Consider the following 20,083-nt stretch of genomic DNA (forward strand, 5'->3'; position numbering starts at 1 on the left):
GAATTTATTTAGAGTGATGCTTTTGATCCTCTTTCATCCACTTATGACGCATTCCTTTATTTTTGGTATGTTTTTTATTACGGTGCTTTTTGACCCGTTTGCTAATCATCGGATGATTTTTCTTCTTGTGATTAACTTTTTTATAAGAAACATTTTGGTGATGGTTAATTATATTTTGCTTTGCTTTTGGTGACGATTTTTCCTTTGTCTTAGATTGATGACCAATATAATCAACAAGGTGGTTATGATAGTAATAAATCGGCTGAAAATGATATTCAGTTTCAGCTAACATATGGCGAAGATCTCTAAAATCATGGTCATCACCAAAATTAAGAACTAAACCAGGTTCTCCCATCCGACCGGTTCTCCCAACACGATGAATGTATTGATTCGATTCAGTTGGCAAATCATAATTAACAACTGCCGGCAACTTTTTAATATCTAATCCCCGGGCGGCAATATCAGTGGTTAATAATAATTTAACCTGTCCCAATCGAAACTGTTTCAATGCATGCTGACGTTTAACTTGATTCAAATCACCTGTTAACTTAGCAACATTATTAACATGATTATGTGTGAAATAGCTATAAGCGTGGTTTAAATCGCGCATTTCATTGAAGAAAACTAATCCTTTAAAAGAAGTTACATGTAAGAGGCGGTTCAACATTTGATTTCGTTTAGCACGTGATACCTTTAAAAGACCATGTTTAACTTGTCCCCTCGTATCATCAATTTTTCTAACATCGATTCGTTCAGCATCACGGCCAAACCATTTCTTCAAGTGATGTAATATTTCGGTATCAGTGGCTGAAAAATACATTAATTGAGCATCAGAAGGCCCTTCATTCAAAGCATCACGAACTGATTCTAAAGTATCACCCTGAAGTAAATCATCAGCTTCGTCAATGACGACCATCTTTAAACCATCCAATTTTAACTTATGATCTTCAGCTAAATTTAAAATTCGCCCTGGGGTTCCAATAATTATCTTAGGATGCTGTTTCTTTAATTTTTCAACTTGACGTTTAACATTCGCACTCCCAATTAATGCAAGTGGTTTAATATTAAATATCTTGCTCCACTGTCTAATAACCTGGGTCACCTGCATTGCTAATTCCTGGGAAGGTTCAAAAATCATAACCCTCGTCTTTTCAAGATTATCATTAGACAAACGATCTAAAATTGGCAAAGCAAATGCCAATGTCTTTCCGGATCCAGTTGGTGATAATCCTAATACATCCTTACCATTTAAAATTGGTTGATAAACTTTACTTTGAATCGCGGTTGGTTTTTGATATAAATGATTAAAACGTTGTTCTAACTTTGGATTCATACTTATAATTTCCCCTAATCTTGGTTTGATTGACTAACATTTTGATCGATAAAACGATTCCATTGCGTCTTATTTCCATTAAATGCCGATTGTGTTACATTTTGCGATTGTCCATCCAATTGAAGTGATTCATTAGCCTGAAGTTCAATTAAGGTCGCATCTTTTGAACCTTCTTTTAAACTGGATCCATTTAGCCAAAGAAAGCATTTAACATGACGGCGAGTAATTTGAGTGTATATTGATTGAGTCGTCCAAACCATCACGGAACGATGATAACGTTGTTTAATATCTTGAATAAAATGTAATAAATTACTTAATTGACTGTGATTTAGATTACCACCATTGTTGGAAACTTTAATTCCAATTGGCATGGATCCGGTATTTCCGCTTACTTCACGATTAAAATTCACTTCTTGATCATGAATATTACTATCAAAACTAAAAATATGATAGACCCCAATTAACATGTTTGAACCTTCACAACGCTGATAATTATTATTAAAATCGTCATCACTATAAATAGATCCCTGGGTGGCTCTAATATAAATAAATTTTTGATTAGTGTTAGCTAAAGACACAAAATCTAAATAACCGTCCTGTTGATCAACACTAACTCCCCTAATGGGATACACATCCAAACGGGTTTGTTGATACTTACGATACATCGAAAAAGAGAGTATCAAAATGATAATTATAAAAATAAAAGCTAACCATTTGAGGATTAGATGATGTTTATGAATGTATTGCGGACCAATTTGACTTCTTTTCACATAAAACATCCTATCTGCATTTAATATATAAGTAATTATAACACTTAATTACACCTTCATTTTTATCAGAAATACTTGAATAGACAAAATGTTTTAAATATAATGAAACATAGTATTCGTTAATTCAAACGATTATATTGATTTCAAATTCATTCATCTAAAATTGGACGAATATTAAAAATAAACAATAATTTGGCGCATCAAATTAAATTTCTCTATTTGAAAGGAAGTTGGGCATGGATTATATCATCGGTGTCGACATTGGAACCACCAGTGTAAAAGTTGTTTTATATAACACCCAAGGGCAAGTAAAAGGATATGCGAATAACGGATATCCATTATATCAAGATACATCTGACATGGCAGAAGAAGATCCCGAACAAATCTTTTCGGCAATGGTCAATGGAATCAGAACACTATCCAAAAAAATGCATTTAAGCAAGGGAGATAACCTAAAGGGAGTTTCATTTTCATGTGCAATGCATAGTTTGATTTTGCTAGACGATCATCACAACCCAATTACAAGGGCAATTACATGGGGTGATAACCGTGCAGTTAAATATGCTGATGAATTAAAAGAAAATGGAATTGGAAAAGAATTATACCAAAAGACTGGTACTCCGATTCATCCAATGACACCGTTAACTAAGATTATTTGGTTCAAGCACGAACAACCTGATTTATATCATAAGGCACGTTGGTTCGTCGGAATTAAAGAATACGTAATTTACCGACTATTTGGCGTTTTAAAGGAAGATTATTCAATTGCTAACGCAACTGGCATGTTTAATATCTATAAAATGGACTGGGATGATCAAGCACTTCAATTAACGGGTGTCAAACGTGATCAATTGCCTGAATTAGTGGATACAACCTACCAATTAAAGGGCTTAAAGGAAGATTATGCCAAACTAATGAGAATTGACAAAGATACCCCATTCGTAATTGGTGCATCCGATGGTCCATTAGCTAACCTTGGTGTTAATGCTATCAAGCCTGGTGTCGAAGCAGTTACAATCGGTACATCCGGTGCCGTTAGAATTGTTACCGATAAACCAAAAATTGATCCTAAGGGTCGGGTATTCTGCTACTACCTTTACAAAAATATGTGGGTAATTGGTGGACCGGTTAACAATGGTGGAATCGTCTTCCGCTGGGTTCGTGATCAATTATGTGCCCCCGAAAAAGTTACCGCAGAACAATTAAAAATGGATCCGTACGATCTATTAACTAAAATTGCATCTAAAGTTCCAGCTGGATCAGATGGTTTGATTTTCCATCCATTCTTAGGTGGGGAAAGAGCCCCAATTTGGGATGCTAATGCTCGTGGATCATTCTTTGGCTTGACCAGAATTCATACCCGTGCTCACATGATCAGATCCGCCTTAGAAGGAATTGTCTATAATTTATATACAGTTAGTTTAGCATTAGAAGAAGTTTGTGGTACTCCTAAGAGTATTCAAGCTACCGGTGGTTTTGCCCGTTCACCATTATGGCGACAAATGTTAGCCGATATTTTTGAACAAGATGTCACCATTCCAGAAAGCTTTGAAGGAACTGCTTTAGGTGCTGCTACTTTAGGAATGTATAGTCTTGGCATCATCGATCATTTAAGCGATGTTAAGAATTTTGTTGGGGTTACCCATTCACATAAACCCAATCCAAAGAACTATCAAGTTTACCGTGAATTAATGCCAATTTACATTCGCCTAAGCCGCCATTTACAAACTGAGTACAAAAACATTGCTGACTTCCAAAGACGTCACGAAGTTAATAAAAAATAGCTAATTTTAATTTAATATTATAAAATAATAAAAGACACATCTATTTACTAGATGTGTCTTTATTATTTGGATATTGTTTTTTAAATTCAGAAATATTCTTTAACATTACCGGATCATGGGTAAATTTACTAAAATGTTGAGCATGATCTAAGTATTCAAATGCCTGATTATTGTTGTGTAACGTATATAAATTAGTACCCGCAATAAAGTAATAATGCTGGACATTATGCATCACATTTCTTCGTTTGGCTAAATTAATGGCCTGATTACAAATATATATGGCTCGTTGTCTTTCCCCTAATTTTAGGTAAAATTTAGCAATTTTAATAAACATTTTAGAAATTAAATTATAATCCACACTATGGTATTCATAAAAATTAGTAAAATTACGAAATGCCTCACCCAAATAATCAAGTGATGCTTTTTTATGATCAAGATAGTAATAAGACATTGCCATCCCAACTTGGCACCATATTTTATAAAAGCAATTTGAATCAAGACGACAGTGGTCAAAAAGAAAATTAAAGTAGTGAATGGCGAAAGGATAATCTTTTTTAACATAGATTTGCAAAATTCCACCATAGCAATAATATCTTCCCCGTGATTCAGCATCATCTAACTTATGCTGATCAATCTTTTCCCATCTTTTTAGAGCTTCTTTATAATGCTCTTTCCAAATCTGTTCTTCAATGTATTCCAAAACATCTTTATTGTACTTAGAATGTTTTTCAATCTTATCAATTGGTAAATTCAATCGTTTACAAATTGGGTACAGCAATTTAAAACTAGTACACGTATTATTTCTTTCAAGTAAACTAATTGTTGCCTGCGTACATATTTTATTAGCTAAATCTTTTTGAGACATTTTCATTTTTAAACGTCTCTTCTTAATTAATTCTCCATTAATTTCCAATATCATTATCCCTTTTATATAAATTTTTAAAGGTGAAGCAACAATGCTTCCGTATAAAATAAGTATTTTATTATTATATCATATCTAATCAATTAATCGTATTCTTTTTTAATTTGATTGTGTCGAAAACACGTTATGAGGTGATCATTGACCACCCCAATCGATTGAAGGTAAGAATATAAAGTTTTAGGTCCAACACGCTTAAAGCCTTGTTTTTTAAATAATTTAACATATTTTTTGATTAATTCATTAGCATTAGGTTCTTGTCCCGGCTTCAAATGATGATCAATTGGTTTAAAATTAACTGGTTGCCAAGTTAATTTTGATAATGTCATTCCATTTTGATGCATTTTTTGAAGCATCTTCGCATTATGAATGGTTGCTATAATTTTAGCCCGATTTCTAATAATACTTGCATCAGACATCAATCTTGAATAATCATTCTGATTAAATTGACTTACTTGTTCAATCTTAAATTGATCAAAAACATTTTTAAAAGCAGGCCGTTTCTTTAAAATTAAATTCCATGTTAATCCAGCTTGAAACATTTCAAGCGATAAACATTCAAATAATTCCCGTTCGTTTGTTTTGGGAACTCCCCATTCACTGTCATGATAATCTATTAAAAGATTACTTTTGGTTGCCCAAGGACATCTTATTAACATTTTTCTTTCACCCCCTATCAATAAATACGTTGTTAAATAAAAAAACATCCATTAAAAGGATGTTTTTTTGATTTAATTTAAAATCTTTAATCTAATGGTTCAAAATCATGACGTAATTTAGATTGACGATCAAATTCTTGGTAAGCAAGTTTAATTAAACGTTCAATCAAATCACTGTAACTAATCCCAGATGCTTTCCATAATTGTGGATACAAACTAATATTAGTGAAACCAGGTAAAGTATTAACTTCACCCAAGTATGGTTCACCTGAACTAGATACTAGGAAATCAGCTCTTGCCATGCCCTTTAATCCTAATACTTTGTAGGCATCCAGTGCCATTTTAGTGATTCGATCGGTTAATTTTTGAGAAACCTTAACTGGAATTTCAAAATGAACCTGACTAGCATCAACAAATTTATTTTGATAGGTATAAAATTTATCTTGTTTTGGTACTTTAATTGCACCCAACTGAGATGCAATTGGATGTTCATTCCCTAAAATTGAAATTTCAATTTCTTCTGGGCCTTCAATCGCTTGTTCAGCAAGAATTTTATAATCATACTTAAAAGCATCTTTTAAACCACTTTCAAATTCACTTTGATTATGAATTTGATGAATTCCGACTGATGAACCTTGATTAGCTGGCTTTAAGAAAATTAATTTTCCCAACTGATGGCTTAATTTTGCATAATTCCACTGTTTATAATTAGCAGGCGTTAACAAAATATACTTTGTATTTTGAATCCCATGGTAAGTTAATAATTGCTTTGTAATATCCTTATCAAAGCCCATTGCCGATTCTAAAATGCCACTACCAACATAAGGCTTTTTCAACAAACGTAATAAACCTTGAATCGTTCCATCTTCACCCAAATTACCATGAATAATTGGGAAAAAGACATCAATGTCATTGACGCTATTTAAATTAGAAATATTTGCTAATGGTTTCGAAAAATCAATTTTTTTCATTTCATTAGCAACAACCTTATTTTCATCAGCACCATCAAAAATTTTTCTGGATGCTTGACTACTTAATACAACCCCATTTTTAGCAATTAAAAACAAATCAACAACATATTTATTTTTATCCATTGCATCATAAATATTGTGAGCCGATCTTTTAGAAACATCGTGTTCAGATGAATTACCACCAAATAAAAGACCAACGTGTAGCTTTTTTGTATTCTTCAATGAAAATCCCGTCCTATACTTATTATTGAAACTATATTATACCATAATTATTATTCGTTAGTCGGGATCTTTAGATGGTAAAACGGCACCTTTATATTTAGATTTAATCCATTTTTGGGTTGATTTAGATTGTAAAGCGTTCATTAATTTTTTAATATTTTGATTATTCCGTTCACTTTTTCTAACCGCCACAATATTATTATATGGAGAATTAGGATCCGATTTTTGAAGCGCGATTGAATCACGTTTAGGGATTAAGCCAGCCTGAACAGCATAATTAGAATTAATGGCAACGGCATCCCCTTCATTATTTTTATAAATATCAGTCATTAATTTCGGGTCATAGCTATCTTCGAATTGAAGATGTCTAGGATTTTTTTCAATGTCGCTAAAGTTAGCGTTGGCAACGTTAACACCCGGTTTCATTGTAATTAATCCCGCCTTTTGAAACAGATCTAAAATTCGTCCATAATCAGGGACGTTATCACTAACTAAAATTTTAGAATTCGGTTTCAAATCTTGTAATTTCTTAACTTTCTTAGAGTAAATCCCAATTGGTTCTAAATGAACGGAACCAACACTAATTAAATGACCACCATAATTAGCATTCCAGCGATCTAAAAAGGCAGTGGTCTGGAAATAATTGGCATCTAATTCTTTTTCAGCTAATGCTTCATTAGGCATAATATAATCTTGGAAAACAGTGACTTTCAGATGAACGCCTTCTTTTGCTAGTTGGGGTTCAACATGTTTCAAGATTTGAGCATGCGGAATACTGGATGCACCAATTCGAATTGTATTCTTCGATTGTTTTCCACAACCAACTAATAAAATTGCCAGTAAAGCAACGGTTAAAAAACTAAGGACATGGAATTTCTTCATAAAATCACTTCCCTAAAGATTTCTCTTATCACATCGTTTAGCCCATTTATCACCCAAGAATTGAATGATTAAGACAAATAATAAGATGATGATGGTAGCAACCAATGTGACCGTATTATTATTTGATTCGAATCCTTCAATGTAAGCTAATTGACCTAATCCACCCGATCCAATGGCACCAGCCATTGCAGTGTATGAAATCAATGAAATGGCAGTAACGGTTCCATCAGCAATTAATGCCGGTGTACTTTCGGGTAATAGTACCTTCCAGATTACGTCCCATCGATTAGCACCCATTGAACGAACGGCTTCAATGACACCAGAATCAACTTCTCTAAGGTCAGCTTCAATCATTCGAGCATAGAATGGAGTTGCAGAAATGATTAATGATGGTAATGCAGCCTCTGGTCCAATGATGGTATGAACAATAGCTTTAGTAAATGGTAGCAATAGAACAATTAAAATGATGAATGGAATTGATCGAAAGATATTAACTAAGAATGAAACAACAATGTTAATTAAGTGACTCCAAAAGCCACCTTTATTTTTAGTTTCAAATAAAATCAAACCTAGAATGATGCCGAAGATTGCTACTAAAATCATTGAAATCACCGTCATCCAAACTGTTTCACCGGTTGCATTCCAAATATCATCCCAATTAACAGAATTAAACTTAAAATAAGATCCTAAACCTTGATTACTCATGATAAATCACCTCAGTTTCAATTTGTAATTTCTGCAAATATTCAATTACTTTTTCTTGTTCATCATGATTACCAATCAATTGAATAATCAATGAACCAATCGCACCATTCCTGGTTTGTTTAACATTTCCCTGAATAATACTAATTTGAATTTGATACTTTTTACTAATTGATGAAACGACGGGATCTCCCGATTGAGAACCATTAAAAATCAACCTGATGATTGCATTTTTGGGATCGGAATGAATAACATTATCCAACGTTGACTGGAGTTCCTTTTCATCACCATTTGCTTCTTTATTCACAAATTGTTTGGTAACTTCATTTTTAGGGTGGGTAAAGATATCAATTAACGATCCTTTTTCAACGATGCGGCCCGCTTTCATTACTGCAACTTTAGAAGCCACCTTTCTAACTGCGTGCATTTCATGGGTAATTAAAATAATCGTAATTCCTAAGCGTTTATTAATATCAGTTAATAAATCAAGAATATCATCAGTTGTTTCTGGATCTAGTGCACTGGTTGCTTCATCAGAAATTAAAATTTTAGGATCATTAGCCAGCGCCCTAGCAATACCGACCCTTTGTTTCTGGCCACCGGATAATTCAGAAGGATAATCGTTTCCCCTGTTTTCTAAGCCAACCAGTGATAGTAATTTTCTAGCTTTTTGAAGACGCTTTTCCTTACTAACCCCAGCAATTTCTAATGGCAGAGCCACATTCTTTAAAACGGTTCTTGACCATAATAAATTGAAATGTTGAAAAATCATTCCGATCTTTTTTCGCTGAATTCTTAATTGACTGGTACTAAGGTCACTAATATTATGCTTACCAATTAAAATTTGACCTGTAGTCGGTGTTTCTAATCCATTTAGCATTCTTACAAGGGTACTTTTACCAGCTCCTGAATACCCAATAATTCCATAAATTTCGCCATTATTAATCTTTAAGTTAACATTCTGGACAGCTTTCAAATTTTTATCTTTTAACTTAAAAATTTTTGAAACATTTTTAAATTCAATCATTATCAAATTTCACCCCTTTAAAATAAATAAAAAAGCCTTTCATCTTAACCCAATCTAAAAAAGATTAGGAAAGGACGAAAAGCTTTCGTGATGCCACCTTTATTCACTATTACCTCACGATAATAGTCTCAATAAGTATCATTTATTAATACTTAACGAAATAATGGTCGTTAACCATTCATTAATTAAATTAATGAATAAAATCACACTTTGAGACCATCATTCAACTAAATCCGCTTACCCTTTTCACCAAACGGGTTCTCTGTTAAAACATCATTAGTTTACTCATCTCAATATCATCAATTATTCAAAATTATATATATAATGATTATAATTGTCAAACATTAAGAAAAATCGCGATTTTGACTAAACATATAAGAACGATTATGGAATTGCATCGACATAATCAATCCAATTCCCATCATATTACCAATTAACGCTGAACCACCTTGGCTAATAAATGGTAATGGAATTCCAGTTAATGGAAGTAAACCAGTATTCATACCGATACTTTCAAAAACATGAAATAGAATCATCATGATAACGCCAGTTGAAATATAAGCGTAAAAGATATTTCTGGTTTCAAAAGTAACCTTAATCATTTGATAAATTAATAGTAAATATAAAAGGATTAAAGCACATCCACCAACAAAACCAAAATTTTCACCAATAACTGAGAAAATCATATCTGATTCTCGAACGGGAACGTAAACATGTGAGACATTAAAACCAGTTCCAGTTAATCCACCAGATCCAATTGCTTTCATACTTTGCCACAATTGATAACTATTACTGTTAGTATTTTTAGATGGATCTAACCATGAATCGATTCGAGCAAATTGGTATGCTTGAAATCCAAAATGACCCAAGATTTTACGTCCTTCACTTGTTGCAACTAATGCCATCGCACTAATTCCTAAAATAGCTCCAGCAACACCAACTGGTGTAATAATTTTCCAACTAACGCCTGAAATAACAATGAATCCACATAAAATGGCAAAGAAAACCAACATTGTCCCAAAATCAGGTTGTAATCTCAAAAGAACGCAAATTGGAATTGTCCATAAAAATAACTTACCGATTAATAACCAGTCATTATGAAGCGTATGCGCATATTGATTATTATGTTCAGCAACAATTTTGGCCATCATTAAAATATACGCTGGTTTCATAACTTCTGCCGGTTGAAATGTTAAAGACCCAATTTGAAACCAACTTTTAGTATTAGTTAAAGTTGCATAACTACGACTATAAAAAACAAGTACAGCAACTAACAGAAAAATTCCGAAGCCATAAGCTAATGGAGCTAATTTCCATAGTTGTTCAGAATCAAATTGCATGATAACAACGATGGCAGCCGTTCCAATTGCATACCATATAAATTGAGAAACTAGTAATTTTACAATATTAGTAGAACTAGTATCGTGTGACCCGGCAACATAAATTGCTGCTAGTCCAATTAATGCCAATAAAAGCACGCAAAATATAATTCCCCAGTCAATTCGGTTTTCGGTATTATTTACATTTTGTGTATCTCTACCCAAAGCACCTGTCCCCTTAATTAGAAAAATAATCGACTATTTATGTAAATTATATTCACTAAGAAGTAATTCAATTCCCCTACTCATATCTTGAGCATGGTACTGATTACCACGGCTTGAATTGGCAATTATTTTTCCATCATTTTTCTTAAGTTTACCAACAATTTGTTTTCTTACTTTTAATAAAGTGATCTGCTTGCCATCTGAATCTTTTGAATCTTCAAGTTGAACTTGAATGTTCTTTTTATTTCTTGCCATAACTACCTCCAAAACAATTTCTACTTAAGATGGATTGAATGCCGATATTTATTTTCAGCTACTTTATTTCTGAATACCGTAAAATGATCAGGAACCGGATCGTAACCACCCTTCACAAAGGGCTGGCAACGCAAAATTCTAGCAATTCCCATTATGATTCCACTAAGCCCGTGCTTTTTTAAAGCACCCACCATATAATGTGAGCAAGTTGGATAATAACGGCAACTTGGTGGAAATAGTGGTGAAATGAATTCTTGATAACCTTTAACCATTTTTAATAATAACTTCGTTAACATTCAAACTCACCCAATAATCTACTTAGACTTTTTACTACCAAAAAAGCCAACATGTTCTTTACCATCATGATTACTAATATGATTAAGTAAAGCACCAGCACCTTTAGCTACATTATCTAGTGGATTTTCAGATATGATTACTGGAACTGTCAAGGCATTTGAAATAACTTGATCAATATTCTTAAGTAATGAACCACCACCAGTTAGCATAATACCACGGTCAACAATGTCTGATGCTAATTCAGGCGGGGTAATCTCTAAAACATCCTTTGCTGCGCTGACAATGCTTTGAACAATACTATGAATTGCATCCGCAATTTCATTACTAGTAATTGTGACAGACTTAGGCATTCCTTCTAAAGTATCTCGCCCACGAACATCCATCGTCTTAATATTTTCTTTATCTGATTTAGTTGCAGAGCCAATTTTAATTTTAATTCGTTCGGCAGTATGTTCACCAATAATTAAATTATGATGATCCTTAATGTAATTAATAATTGCAAGGTTAGTTTTATCACCAGCAACGCGAATGGATTTACTTGCAACAATATCACCTAATGATAGGACGGCAATATCACTAGTACCACCACCAATATCAATGACCATGTTACCACGGGGTTGGAAAATATCCATCCCAGCGCCAATTGCTGCAACTTTGGGTTCTTCTTCTAAATAAACTTGGCCACCACCTGATTTTTCAGCAGCTTGAACGATTGCTTTCCGTTCAATATTAGTAATATTAGTTGGTGCACAGATCATTGTCTTGGGCTTAGACATAAATCCTTTTACATCCAATTTATTGATGAAGTAAGTAAGCATTTTTTCGGTTACATCAAAATCCGAAATAACACCATCCTTTAATGGACGAATAGCTCTAATATCACTAGGTGTTCTACCAACCATGCGATATGCTTCAGATCCGACCGCTAATACCTTATTTGATTTTACATCCACAGCGACAACTGAGGGTTCATTTAAAACGATTCCTTTTCCGACAACATAAATTAAAACATTTGCTGTCCCTAAATCGATGCCAATATCTTTTGCCATCAGTATATTTCCTCCTGATTTAAACATTTAATTTCAAAGATATATTATAACATACGTCGTTGAATTTATTTTAAGAAAACTATAATAATTATGATTTAAAAATATAAATTAAATCCCTTAAACTATCCATTAAAGATAAAACAAAGGAACTTAACAAATATCCTGATACAATTGAAAGAATGACAATTAACAATTTTCCCTGCATTTCATGCATTTTTAAATGACGTTCCAAATGAAGATCTTGAATGCACCAAAATGACATAAAAATAAAAAAGAGGTAGCAAACAATTGTTATCAATGATTGATATCCAATGAATTTCATGCAATAAAGCCTCCAATGTAAAATAAAAGCAGACTAAACATTTAAAATGCAAAGCCTGCCTTTATTCTACTATTTAAATTAATGACTAGCCACTTTAATGCGGTTAAGTGCTCTTCTTAATGCAACTTCACTACGTTGGATTGCTTTGTCATCATGAGCATTCTTAGCTTTTTGAATTACATTTTGAGCACGTTGTTGAGCACGTTTAGCACGGTCAACATCAATATCGTTTTTATTTTCAGCACTATCAGCAACAATTGTGACGGCATTATCTGAAAATTCAATGAATCCACCATTAACAGCAACTTCATCAGTTGCATTATCATGGTTGACCCTCACTTCATCAACTTCTAATGAAGCGATAACTGGAACGTGATTAGGCATGATTCCTAATTGGCCACTTTTAGTTGTAACAATAACTAAACTTGCAGCTTTTTGTTCATATACCTTACCATCAGGAGTAACGATACTAACGGTTAATACTGAATTGCTATCAGCCAATTAGAACCCTCCTTTTTAATTATTTGAGCCTTGCTTCATAGCTTCAGCTTTTTTATCTACGTCTTCAATTGGCCCACAGTTTCTGAATGCATCTTCTGGAACATTATCATACTTACCATCCAAAATAGCTTTAAATCCAGCAATTGTTTGATCAATTGTTACGTATTTACCACTAACACCAGTAAATTGTTCAGCAACACTAAATGGTTGTGACAAGAAGAATTGAATTCGACGAGCACGACCAACAATGGTCTTTTCTTCATCGGATAATTCATCCATTCCTAAAATAGAAATGATATCTTGTAATTCACGGTATCTTTGCAATACACGTTGAACTTTATTAGCAATATCATAATGTTCTTGCCCAATAATTTCAGGATCTAATGCAGAAGAAGTTGATTCTAATGGATCAACAGCAGGATAAATTCCTTGTTGGGTCAAAGAACGTTCTAAGTTGGTAGTTGCATCCAAATGGGCAAATGTAGTTGCCGGTGCTGGATCGGTATAATCATCAGCTGGAACGTATACAGCTTGAATAGAAGTAATCGCTGCAGCCTTAGTTGATGTAATTCGTTCTTGTAGTTGTCCCATTTCAGTAGCTAAAGTTGGTTGATAACCAACGGCTGAAGGAATACGACCTAGCAATGCTGAAACTTCCATTCCGGCTTGAGTAAATCGGAAAATATTATCAATGAATAATAATACATCGGTTTTTTCAACGTCACGGAAGTATTCGGCAATGGTTAAACCAGTCAAAGCAACACGCATACGTGCACCAGGTGGTTCGTTCATTTGACCATAAACCATGGCAGTGTTCTTTAAAACACCTGAGGCTTTCATTTCAAAGTACATATCATTACCTTCACGGGTACGTTCACCAACACCGGTGAAAACGGAAATACCATTATGACCCTGGGCAATGTTATGAATTAATTCTTCAATTAAAACGGTTTTACCAACTCCGGCACCACCGAATAATCCAACTTTACCACCACGAATGTAAGGTTCTAATAAATCAATAACCTTAATTCCAGTTTCTAGAACTTCAGTAGATGGATTTAAGTCATCATATTTAGGAGCGTCTCTATGAATTGGCATTCTTTTGGCATCTGCGCCAAATTCAGGACCATTATCAATTGGTTGTCCCAGAACATTAAATACTCGACCTAATGTATCTTTACCAACAGGAACAGAAATTGAAGAACCAGTATCATCAGCTTCCATGCCACGACGTAAACCATCAGTTCCGTCCATAGCAATTGTTCTAACGACACCATCACCTAATTCTAAGGCAACTTCAGTTACTAGAATTTGATTGTTCCCTCTCTTAATATTAAGAGCGGTATTAATATCGGGTACTCTTTCGTCCGATGGGAATCCAACATCAACAACTGGCCCAATAACTTGTACAATTTTACCAGTACTCATTATCGTATCCTCCCATCATTAATGTTTCAAAGCTTCTTGACCACCAACAATTTCAGTAATTTCAGTGGTAATAGCAGCTTGTCTAGCACGATTATATTTCAACTGCAAAGAAGAAATCAAATCATTAGCATTATCAGAAGCAGAACTCATTGCAGTGGAACTTGAAGCATGTTCAGAGGTCTTAGCATCTAAAATGGCACCAAATACTAAACTTTCAGTATATTGTGGAATAATAACATTTAAAACTGATGAAGCATCAGGTTCAACATCATATTCTGCACTAATTTTTGCAGGTTTGACATCTCCACTTTGCCCATTTTCAAATGCTTTACTATCCATTGGCAACATTTTTTCAGCACGGAAGTCTGATCGCATCCGATTTACAAAGTGACTGTAACATACATATAATTCATCAAAAACATGATTATCAAACATAGAAGAAATGGTTTTAACAATCGTTTTGATTTCACTAAATGTTGGAATATCAGAAACACCGCTATATTCATAAGCAACGTTAACATTGCGTTTCTTATAGAATTCGGCACCATTCTTACCAACTGCTAGAACCATGTAATCATTAGAATTAGGGGTATGTTTTTCAATAAATCGGTTAGTTCCACGAATGACATTACTATTATAACTTCCAACCATACCACGATCAGACGTAATAACTAGATATGCAACCTTCTTAGCAGAATTAGACTGCTTTGAATTAGCATTACTTGAGGAGTTTAATTGATCTAATAAATGAGACTGAGCTAAATGCATTACAACTGCTTTAACTTGAGAAACATATGCTTCATATGAAACAGAATGTTTTTGAATTTGATTCAACTTTGCAGTTGAAACCATTTCCATTGCGGTCGTAATTTGTCTAGTCTGTTTTGTAGAAGCAATACGATGCTTAACATCATTCATTGATTCAGCCATTATTTCTCACCGTCCTTCAAGTTAGTTATTTATTGTCTTCTTTTTTATCAGCTTTGCTTGGTTGAAAATTGCCTTCAAAATCTTTAATTGCACTGTTTAATTTATCTGTATCAGGTAAATTACCAGTCTTTTTAATGGTGTCTAATAAATCTTTGTGAGATGCATCAAAATATTCAAAGATTTCATTTTGATATCTTAAAATGTCATCAACAGCAACTTTATCTAAGAAACCATTAGTTAGGCAATACAAGATCAAAACTTGTTTTTCAACTGGAATTGGTGAATGAAGTGGTTGCTTTAGAACTTCAACGGTTCTAGCACCACGATCTAGTTTAGCTCTAGTAGCATCATCTAAATCAGAACCAAATTGAGCAAATGATTGTAATTCATGATATGAAGCTAAATCTAATCGTAATGTACCAGTAACAGTCTTCATTGCCTTAATTTGAGCATCACCACCAACACGTGAAACAGAAGTACCGGCATCAATGGCTGGACGATCACCTGAATAGAACATATCTGAATTCAAGAAAATCTGTCCATCAGTAATTGAAATAACATTGGTTGGAATGTATGCAGATACATCACCAGCTTGGGTTTCAACAATTGGTAAAGCAGTCATTGAACCGCCACCGTTTTTATCACTTAACTTAGCAGCACGTTCTAATAAACGAGAATGAGTATAGAAAATATCACCAGGATAAGCTTCACGGCCAGGTGGTCGACGAAGAATTAATGACAATTCACGATATGCATTGGCTTGCTTAGTTAAATCATCATAAATAATTAAAACATCTTTACCTTGATCCATGAAGTATTCACCCATTGCAGCACCAGCATAAGGAGCAATGTATAGTAATGGTGCTGGTTCAGAAGGACCGGCAGACATTACAATGGTATAATCCATTGCACCATAACGTTGTAATGTATTAACTTGTTGTCTTACGGTTGAATCCTTTTGACCAATGGCAACATAGATACAAATCATATTTTGATTCTTTTGATTCAAAATTGTATCAATGGCAATTGAAGTCTTACCAGTTTTTCTATCACCAATAATTAATTCACGTTGACCACGGCCAATTGGAATTAATGAATCAATTGATTTAATACCTGTTTGTAAAGGTTGGCTAACACTTTGACGTGCCATAATGCCAGGAGCCTTTTTTTCAATTGGATTAGATTGATCGGTTTGAATATCGCCTTTTCCGTCAATAGCTTGACCTAGAGAATTAACGACTCTTCCAATCATATTCTTTCCGACGGGAACTTCCATGATATGACCCGTTCTTTTAACGGTATCACCTTCACGAATAGTATCAAAATCTCCTAAAACAACAATACCAACATTATTGCTTTCAAGGTTTTGAACCATTCCATAAGCCCCGTTTTCAAATTTGAGCAATTCACCAGACAACGCATTGTCTAAACCGTTAGCACGAACAACTCCATCACCAACGTAGGTGACAACACCAGTTTCGTCAACTGATGGTTCATCCTTGTAATTAGATAATTGTTGTTTGATTAAAGAGCTGATTTCTTCAGCTTTAATGCTCATAGAAATTTCACCTCTCTTAATAAATACTATTAATTTAACAAGAGCTGTCTAACACGATTAATCTTAGTTCGAACACTCCCGTCAAAGATAATATTTGATGATTTAATAATAATACCACCAATGATACTTTGATCGACTTTAGTATTAAAAATAACTTTATTAGCGCCGACGCGTTTAGCAAAGGCGTTTGATAAATGATCTAATTCATCTTGGTCAAGTTTAATTGCACTGATCACATCAGCGTGAACAATACTCTTAGCTTCATCATATTGATGATTAAATTGATCAACGATTGCTGGAATATCACTAATTCGACCGTAATCGCAAGTCATTTGAATTAAATTTTTTACATACTTAGATGATGTACCATCAACCAAAGCACTGATTAATTTATTTTTATCATTCGTTGGGTAACTGACACTAGATAATAGTGAAACTAGTTTAGGATTTTGATCAAAAATAGTCTTTAATTGATTTAATTCTTGATAACCTTCATCTAGTTTATTATCAGCATTAAACAACTCAAAAATTGCTTTTGAATAACGTTTTGCAACTGTAATTTTATCTATCATTTTGCTTTCCCAACCCTTCAATGTAAGAATTAATTAACTTCTTTTGATCGTCAGCTTTCAATTCTTTTTGAATGATTTTAGAAGCAATTTCAATAGATAAATCTGCCACATCATTTTTAGCGTTAGATAAAGCATCTTGTCTTTCTTGAGCAATATCCTTTTTAGCAGAAGCTTTTAGATTCTTAGAATCTTCATTAGCGGCATTAATAATATCGGTTCTTTGTTGTTGTCCAGCACTTTTAGCATCATTAACAATCTTAGTTGCATCAGCATGGGATCTGCTTAATGCATCACGACGTTGACTAGCTAAATCATCAGCTTCTTTGTGAAGTTTTTCGGCAGAATCCATATCATTAGTGATCTTGTCAGAACGTTTCTTAAGCATTTCATTCAATGGCTTCCATGCAACGAGTTTGACAAGCCACATTAAAATAATGAATAGGACAGCAATATATACAGCATCACCAATATATAAGCCATTACTTGTTCCGCTAACTAATGAATGGCTTAAACTGCTTAAAAACAAATGTGAAAGCATCTATTGACACCTCCTTTTTGCATCATTTTAAACACTTTTGAAATTACTTGTTCATTACAAGTAAAGAAACAACGAAGGCGATAATAGGCATAGCTTCAACTAAACCAACACCAATGAACATGTTAATTCTTAATTGACCAGATAATTCAGGCTGTCTAGCCATACCTTCTAGCATCTTAGAAATAACGATACCATCACCAACACCACCACCAATGGCGGCGCCAGCCATAGCAATACCAGCAGCAATTGCTCCCATAGTTAAATTCCTCCTTAAAAAATTTTATTACTCAGATTGAATTTTCTGAGAAATATATACAGATGTCAAAGTTACAAAGACAAATGCTTGGATACTACCTAGAAATACTGAAAAGCCTTGCCATGCCAATTCAAATGGAGCCATAGCAACCATCATGATAATACCATGGGGAACAGCAAAGTTAGCAATGAGCTTTAAAAGCATTTCACCAGCGAAAATATTACCAAAAATACGAAGACCTAACGTTAGAAAGTTAGTAAATTCTTCGAAAACACTAATTGGCAACCACCATACGAATGGCTTGAAATAGGTATTTGTAAAATACTTTTTAAAGCCAAACTTCATAACTCCTGCAAAGTGAGCTAATGTAAGTGATATCAAGGCCAAAGTTAATGTGATAATTGGATCAGCCGTTGGACTTTTGATATATGTTTCTCCATTCCAAGCAACTTGAATAAATAAGCCCAGTTGATTAGAAATAAAGATGAAGAAGAATAATACAAATGCAAACAGATTAAATGCTTTTGCATTAGATCCTTCGATAGAACCCTTAACGATTCCATTTGTAAAATCAGCCATCCATTCCAATACATTCTGACGCTTTGTCGGTCTTAATTGTAAATTTCTTGATAAAGCAAAAATAACAAGAAAAACAATTATGGCTGCTAAAGTAGCAGAAATCATATTAACACTAGTAAAGGTTAATCCAAACATCTTAAAGGTGGAAGGTACTTCCAAAGATATCACCTCTTTTCGTAACCCCACCGGATATTTAGTGAGATACCCAGATGTCACAATCAGAATTAAATTCAGTATATCTATCTATCCAATAAATACACTAAAAAAATGTTACCATCATTTAAAATTAAATTCAAAGCAAAGGGTCCATTTAATAGAAAAAAAGTTGTCGAAATTAATTCGGCAACTATTTAGTTCCGTATAAACGATCACCGGCATCACCAAGTCCAGGAACAATGTATCCGTTTTCTAGATGATCATCTAATGCGGCAGCATAGATATTTAGTTTTGGATGGGCATTTTCTAAAGCTTTAACCCCTTCTGGTGCAGCAACAATACATACAAATTTAATATTAGATGGATTGGCACCGTGTTGAACAAGTGCGTTAATCGTCATAATGGCGGTTCCACCAGTTGCAAGCATGGGATCAATAACAAAAATTTGTCGATCAGCAATATCAGATGGTAATTTGCAAAAATATTCATGTGGTTTAAACGTTTTTTCATCACGATACATCCCAATAAAGCCCACTTTAGCTGCGGGAATTAAATCTAAAACACCATCGAGCATCCCAAGACCAGCTCTTAAAATTGGAACAATGGCAACTTTCTTACCAGCTAGAGCTTTGGATTTAGCTATACCCATTGGTGTTTTTACTTGAACATTCTTTAAGGGCATTTCATGAGAAACTTCAAATGCCAATAATCTGGAAATTTCATTAACGACTTCACGAAATTCTTTGGTTCCACAATCCTTATTCCTAATAATCGTTAACTTATGTTGAATCAATGGGTGATTCATAACCCTGAAATTACTCATCTAATA

23 protein-coding genes are annotated in these 20,083 nt (G+C 33.8%); 1 reads left to right on the top strand and 22 read right to left on the bottom strand.

The features are described 5' to 3' along the window. Positions 1–4: 4 nt before the first annotated feature. Together WR164_RS05440 and WR164_RS05445 are read right to left on the bottom strand one after the other, a co-directional pair. Positions 5–1,333 (bottom strand): DEAD/DEAH box helicase, encoded by a 1,329-nt coding sequence (locus tag WR164_RS05440; RefSeq protein ID WP_286136520.1) that lies wholly within the window; start codon positions 1,331–1,333, stop codon positions 5–7. Positions 1,334–1,347: 14 nt separating this feature from the next. Next, on the bottom strand, positions 1,348–2,103 hold the full coding sequence (locus WR164_RS05445) for a GH25 family lysozyme (RefSeq protein WP_286136521.1): 756 nt from the start codon (positions 2,101–2,103) through the stop codon (positions 1,348–1,350). Positions 2,104–2,339: 236 nt separating this feature from the next. On the opposite strand from WR164_RS05445, the gene gntK reads away from it, so the two are divergent. Further along, positions 2,340–3,887, top strand: coding sequence for a gluconokinase (gene gntK / locus WR164_RS05450; RefSeq protein WP_286136522.1), 1,548 nt, complete (start codon positions 2,340–2,342; stop codon positions 3,885–3,887). 40 nt (positions 3,888–3,927) lie between these two features. On the opposite strand, the gene WR164_RS05455 is transcribed toward gntK, so the two are convergent. The 20 genes from WR164_RS05455 to upp all read right to left on the bottom strand — a co-directional run bounded on the left by WR164_RS05455 (position 3,928) and on the right by upp (position 20,077). Further along, entirely contained in the window at positions 3,928–4,800 is an 873-nt protein-coding gene (locus tag WR164_RS05455; RefSeq protein ID WP_286136523.1) for a helix-turn-helix transcriptional regulator, read from the bottom strand. A gap of 92 nt (positions 4,801–4,892) precedes the next feature. Next, positions 4,893–5,465: a DNA-3-methyladenine glycosylase I gene (locus WR164_RS05460; protein ID WP_286136524.1), complete on the bottom strand. Its 573-nt coding sequence runs from the start codon at positions 5,463–5,465 to the stop codon at positions 4,893–4,895. A gap of 86 nt (positions 5,466–5,551) precedes the next feature. Next, entirely contained in the window at positions 5,552–6,658 is a 1,107-nt protein-coding gene (locus WR164_RS05465; RefSeq protein ID WP_286136525.1) for a D-alanine--D-alanine ligase family protein, read from the bottom strand. A gap of 57 nt (positions 6,659–6,715) precedes the next feature. Next, positions 6,716–7,540 carry a MetQ/NlpA family ABC transporter substrate-binding protein gene (locus tag WR164_RS05470; RefSeq protein WP_286136526.1) on the bottom strand — a complete coding sequence of 275 codons (825 nt, stop codon included), beginning with the start codon at positions 7,538–7,540 and terminating at the stop codon, positions 6,716–6,718. 12 nt (positions 7,541–7,552) lie between these two features. Then, complete coding sequence (locus tag WR164_RS05475) at positions 7,553–8,245, bottom strand: methionine ABC transporter permease (protein ID WP_286136527.1); 693 nt, start codon at positions 8,243–8,245, stop codon at positions 7,553–7,555. Beyond that, positions 8,238–9,269, bottom strand: a complete 1,032-nt coding sequence (locus WR164_RS05480; RefSeq protein ID WP_286136528.1) for a methionine ABC transporter ATP-binding protein — start codon at positions 9,267–9,269, stop codon at positions 8,238–8,240. The genes WR164_RS05475 and WR164_RS05480 overlap by 8 nt, the downstream gene beginning before the upstream one ends. A 344-nt stretch (positions 9,270–9,613) precedes the next feature. Then, positions 9,614–10,813, bottom strand: a complete 1,200-nt coding sequence (locus WR164_RS05485) for an FtsW/RodA/SpoVE family cell cycle protein (protein WP_286136529.1) — start codon at positions 10,811–10,813, stop codon at positions 9,614–9,616. A gap of 33 nt (positions 10,814–10,846) precedes the next feature. Next, positions 10,847–11,068: a DUF2969 family protein gene (locus WR164_RS05490; RefSeq protein ID WP_286136530.1), complete on the bottom strand. Its 222-nt coding sequence runs from the start codon at positions 11,066–11,068 to the stop codon at positions 10,847–10,849. Positions 11,069–11,088: 20 nt separating this feature from the next. Continuing rightward, complete coding sequence (gene yidD, locus WR164_RS05495) at positions 11,089–11,364, bottom strand: membrane protein insertion efficiency factor YidD (RefSeq protein WP_286136531.1); 276 nt, start codon at positions 11,362–11,364, stop codon at positions 11,089–11,091. Positions 11,365–11,382: 18 nt separating this feature from the next. Then, positions 11,383–12,414 (bottom strand): rod shape-determining protein, encoded by a 1,032-nt coding sequence (locus tag WR164_RS05500; protein ID WP_286136533.1) that lies wholly within the window; start codon positions 12,412–12,414, stop codon positions 11,383–11,385. An 88-nt stretch (positions 12,415–12,502) separates the two neighbouring features. Further along, positions 12,503–12,736 carry a DUF1146 family protein gene (locus WR164_RS05505; RefSeq protein WP_286136534.1) on the bottom strand — a complete coding sequence of 78 codons (234 nt, stop codon included), beginning with the start codon at positions 12,734–12,736 and terminating at the stop codon, positions 12,503–12,505. A gap of 78 nt (positions 12,737–12,814) precedes the next feature. Further along, the gene (locus WR164_RS05510; protein WP_286136535.1) at positions 12,815–13,237 is read right to left on the bottom strand and encodes a F0F1 ATP synthase subunit epsilon; all 423 of its coding nucleotides are present in this window, start codon (positions 13,235–13,237) and stop codon (positions 12,815–12,817) included. A gap of 15 nt (positions 13,238–13,252) precedes the next feature. Beyond that, positions 13,253–14,665: a F0F1 ATP synthase subunit beta gene (gene atpD / locus WR164_RS05515; RefSeq protein ID WP_286136536.1), complete on the bottom strand. Its 1,413-nt coding sequence runs from the start codon at positions 14,663–14,665 to the stop codon at positions 13,253–13,255. 18 nt (positions 14,666–14,683) lie between these two features. Further along, positions 14,684–15,595 (bottom strand): F0F1 ATP synthase subunit gamma, encoded by a 912-nt coding sequence (locus WR164_RS05520; RefSeq protein ID WP_286136537.1) that lies wholly within the window; start codon positions 15,593–15,595, stop codon positions 14,684–14,686. 25 nt (positions 15,596–15,620) lie between these two features. Further along, complete coding sequence (gene atpA, locus WR164_RS05525) at positions 15,621–17,153, bottom strand: F0F1 ATP synthase subunit alpha (RefSeq protein WP_286136538.1); 1,533 nt, start codon at positions 17,151–17,153, stop codon at positions 15,621–15,623. Between the two features lie 29 nt (positions 17,154–17,182). Further along, entirely contained in the window at positions 17,183–17,725 is a 543-nt protein-coding gene (gene atpH / locus WR164_RS05530; protein ID WP_286136539.1) for an ATP synthase F1 subunit delta, read from the bottom strand. Beyond that, the gene (atpF, locus tag WR164_RS05535; RefSeq protein WP_286136540.1) at positions 17,715–18,263 is read right to left on the bottom strand and encodes a F0F1 ATP synthase subunit B; all 549 of its coding nucleotides are present in this window, start codon (positions 18,261–18,263) and stop codon (positions 17,715–17,717) included. The genes atpH and atpF overlap by 11 nt, the downstream gene beginning before the upstream one ends. 43 nt (positions 18,264–18,306) lie before the next feature. Continuing rightward, a complete protein-coding gene (gene atpE, locus WR164_RS05540) occupies positions 18,307–18,519 on the bottom strand; it encodes a F0F1 ATP synthase subunit C (RefSeq protein ID WP_286136541.1) in 213 nt (70 codons plus the stop codon). Positions 18,520–18,546: 27 nt separating this feature from the next. After that, positions 18,547–19,263, bottom strand: coding sequence for a F0F1 ATP synthase subunit A (atpB, locus tag WR164_RS05545; protein WP_286136911.1), 717 nt, complete (start codon positions 19,261–19,263; stop codon positions 18,547–18,549). Between the two features lie 181 nt (positions 19,264–19,444). Then, entirely contained in the window at positions 19,445–20,077 is a 633-nt protein-coding gene (gene upp / locus WR164_RS05550) for a uracil phosphoribosyltransferase (RefSeq protein ID WP_286136542.1), read from the bottom strand. Between the last annotated feature and the right edge of the window lie 6 nt (positions 20,078–20,083).

This window comes from Philodulcilactobacillus myokonensis, from assembly GCF_027923585.1.
Taxonomy (GTDB): domain Bacteria; phylum Bacillota; class Bacilli; order Lactobacillales; family Lactobacillaceae; genus Philodulcilactobacillus; species Philodulcilactobacillus myokonensis.